General features: G+C 61.1%; 3 protein-coding genes. 1 reads left to right on the top strand and 2 read right to left on the bottom strand.

Going from position 1 to position 3,225, the window contains the following annotated elements; translation table 11 throughout:
* Positions 1-1,009: 3-(3-hydroxy-phenyl)propionate transporter MhpT (mhpT, locus tag ACCD00_RS30395; RefSeq protein WP_413428890.1), on the bottom strand; the 1,009-nt coding region annotated here is incomplete at its 3' end.
* A 332-nt stretch (positions 1,010-1,341) separates the two neighbouring features.
* Here mhpT and ACCD00_RS30390 point away from each other — a divergent pair.
* Positions 1,342-2,652: an OprD family porin gene (locus tag ACCD00_RS30390; RefSeq protein ID WP_413428889.1), complete on the top strand. Its 1,311-nt coding sequence runs from the start codon at positions 1,342-1,344 to the stop codon at positions 2,650-2,652.
* A 6-nt stretch (positions 2,653-2,658) separates the two neighbouring features.
* Here ACCD00_RS30390 and ACCD00_RS30385 read toward each other — a convergent pair whose 3' ends face one another.
* On the bottom strand, positions 2,659-3,129 hold the full coding sequence (locus tag ACCD00_RS30385; RefSeq protein WP_413428891.1) for a MarR family winged helix-turn-helix transcriptional regulator: 471 nt from the start codon (positions 3,127-3,129) through the stop codon (positions 2,659-2,661).
* Positions 3,130-3,225: the final 96 nt, after the last annotated feature.

Below are 3,225 nucleotides of genomic sequence, written 5' to 3'. Positions count from 1 at the left end.
CGCGCACCGAGGTCGGGTACGACGGCGGTGCCAGGGCGTAAAGCACCAGCTGCGCGGCCATTACAAACAACCCGGCGGAAAAACCGGCGATGGCCATGGGGACGATGCCCACCGACAGGCCGACCCCGGCCAGCGCCGCCAGCAACCCGGCGTAGACAAACAGCACCACTTTGATGCCGTTGCAGCGATCCAGCAGCAGCCCGCCGAGCAGGGAACCGAGGGCGCCGCCGATGTTGAACAGCATCTGCACCAGGCCCGCCTGGGGTTTGCTGAAACCCTGTTCCGGCAACAGCGATGGCAGCCAGTTGAGCAGCATGTACATCACGGTCAGGGTGAAGAAGTAGCTCAGCCACAACGCCAGGGTGACGCGGGCCCGATCTTCACCGAACAGCGCCTGGCCGGTTGAAGTGCGCGCCAGGTTGACGCTGCCTTGTTGCTGGCGAAAGGCGCTGGACTCGGGCAGCAGCAGGACCATCAGTGGCACCACCAGCAAGGGCGCGAGACCGCCGATGATGAAGGTCGTCTGCCAATGCTCGGTGAAGAGCATGGCGACCACCGCCGCCAGTGCGCCGCCCAACGGCACGCCGGCATACATGATGCTGATCGCAGTACCGCGACGTTGCTCACCCACGGCTTCGGCACACAAGGCAATCAGGTTGGGCAGGGCGGCGCCCAGGCCCAGGCCGGTCATGAAGCGCGCCAGCAGCAGGCTGGAAAAACTGCTGACGTAGGCGGTGCTGAGGGAGAACAGGCCAAACAGCAGCACGGCGCTGATGAGGATTTTCTTGCGGCCGATGCGATCGGCAATCCAGCCGCCGAAGAAGGCGCCCGGCAGCAAACCGATGATGCCGGCGCTGAATACCCAGCCCATCATTTTCGGATCCAGGGCAAAGGTCTGGCGCAGGCCCGCGGCGGCAGTGCCGGCGGCTTGCAGGTCGAAGCCTTCGATCAGTGCAACGATAAAACACAGGGCAATGGTCAGCGTCGTGCGACGTGATGGGGTGTCCATGGCGAACCTCGTTATTGTTTTTGTTGGGGGCTGAGGGGGGAACGCGAGCCTGTTCGCAGCAGGCGATAACAGGCTGGAATTAAGATTAACAAAGATAACCAATAAATGAACAGGCAAGGTTTTTTGCTTAAAAACTCAATTAAATTCATTTAAATCAATGTGATGGCATAAGGTTGAGGATGAATTTAAAATATAGATAATAATATTAATGTTCGTTTATCGGTCATTGTGGGTTGACGCCACCTTCAGGCGTTTCCATTCTCTGGCCGGAGATCCTTGGGGAAACCCCGACGATCCCGTTCAAAAACAACAACAAAAAGTGGACATCGAACATGCCAAACCTCCCTCGGGACGCCCTTGCGGCGACCTCATCTTTACCTGTTCGCGCACGTCGCCTGGCCCTGTTGGGCTTGAGTGTGATTGCCACTCCGGCGCTGGCCGAAGGCTTCATCGATGACAGCCACGGCACCTTGACCCTGCGCAATTACTACCTGGATCGGGACTACAAGGACGACGGGGCGAAAACCGCGGCCCGGGAATGGGCCCAGGGTTTCATCATGAATGTGGAGTCGGGCTTTACCCCGGGTACCGTCGGTTTCGGCCTCGACGCCCGCGGCTTGATGGGGGTCAAGCTGGACTCGTCGCCGGACCGCAGCGGCACTGAGTTGTTGCCGGTGTCCGCCAGCGACAAGCGCGCGGCGGACGAGTATTCGCGCCTGGCCATGACCGCCAAGATGCGCTTTGCCCAGACCACGGTGAAGACCGGTGATGTGTCGATCTTCCTGCCGTTCGCTTTCGCCAGTCCGTCACGGCTGCTGCCGCAGACGTTTCGCGGCACCACGCTCAGTTCGAAGGACATCGACGGACTGACCTTCAACACCGGCTACATCGACCGCATCAACAAGCGTGACTCCACCGACTATCAGCCGATGAGCATTGCCTCGCCGAACCGGCGTTTCAACGGCGCGGCCACCTCATCGCACATGGCCTATGTCGGCGGTGATTACCAGGTGAACAAGGATCTGAGCCTGCGTGCCTATCACGCTGAAGTGGCGGACTTGTATCAGCAGAACACCCTGGCGCTGCTGCACAATCTTCAGGTAGGCGAGGGCATACTGACCACTGACTTGCGCAGTTTTTTCAGTGACGAGGACGGCAGCGCCAAGGCCGGCAAGGTGGACAACCGCAACCTCTCGGCGCTGCTCGGCTATCGCTTTGGCGGCCATCGCCTGAGCCTGGGCTATATGCACGCCAGCGGCGATACCGCGACGCCTTATGTGTCGGGCACCGAGTTGATGGGCATGAGCGAGTTGACCATGAGTTCGGACTTTCTCAATGCCAAAGAGCGGACCTGGCAGGCGATCTACGACTATGACTTTGCCGCTGCCGGGGTACCCGGCCTGAAGAGCCGGTTGCGTTATGTGCGCGGGGACCATATCGAACTGGCGGCGCTGAATGCCGACGACCGCAAGGAGCGGGAGTTCCAGATGGAACTGGGGTATGTGATCCAGAGTGGCCCGCTGAAGAACGTCGGGCTGATGGCGCGCAAGTCGATCTATCGCAATGACTTCCCCGCCGGCGCGGCGTTTCGCGATGAAAACCAGACCCGCTTTCTGGTGCTCTACACCGTGCCGATCTGGTAAGTCGTTTCAGGCCTGATAGACCTTCTTCAGCAGCCTGAGCAGCTCTTCGCGCTCCTGGCTGTCGAGGGCGGACGTGGCATCCATGTCGCTCTCGGCAGCGATCAGTTTCAGCTCCTTGAGCAGGGCTTCGCCGGTCTTGCTGAGAAAAATCCCGTAGGAGCGCTTGTCCGGTTTGCAGCGCACCCGCACCGCCAGCGCCCGGCTTTCCAGTTTGTTCAGCAGCGGCACCACTTGCGGCGGCTCGATGGCCAGCGCCTTGGCCAGGTCGGCCTGCATCAGCCCGGGGTTCTGGTCGATGATCGCCAGGGCCGAGAACTGCGCCGGGCGCAAGTCGTGGGTCGAGAGCCGGCCAATCAGGTTCTGGAACAGTTTCAACTGCGCCCGGCGCATGGCGTAACCGATCAGGTCGTCCAGGGCGGCGTCCAGCGACGCCTGGGTTTCGCCGCTGTCGGCAGGGGCCTCGGGGGCGGCGGCAATCTTGAAGATTTTGCCATTTCAGGGTGAATGCTGGGGCGGGCGGTTTAGGAGGCTTTGGTGGTTGGCGGGGTTGGGCGGGGGTTGGCACGGCCGGTT

It is taken from the genome of Pseudomonas sp. Pseusp3, assembly GCF_047304225.1.
GTDB lineage: Bacteria > Pseudomonadota > Gammaproteobacteria > Pseudomonadales > Pseudomonadaceae > Aquipseudomonas > Aquipseudomonas fluorescens_CD.
Note: the sequence above shows the minus strand (reverse complement) of the source record. Positions and strands in the feature narration are given on the sequence as shown.

Coding starts and splice junctions, on each gene's coding strand:
- ACCD00_RS30390 (WP_413428889.1), top strand. CDS start 1,342: ATGCCAAACCTCCCTCGGGACGCCCTTGCGGCGACCTCATCTTTACCT.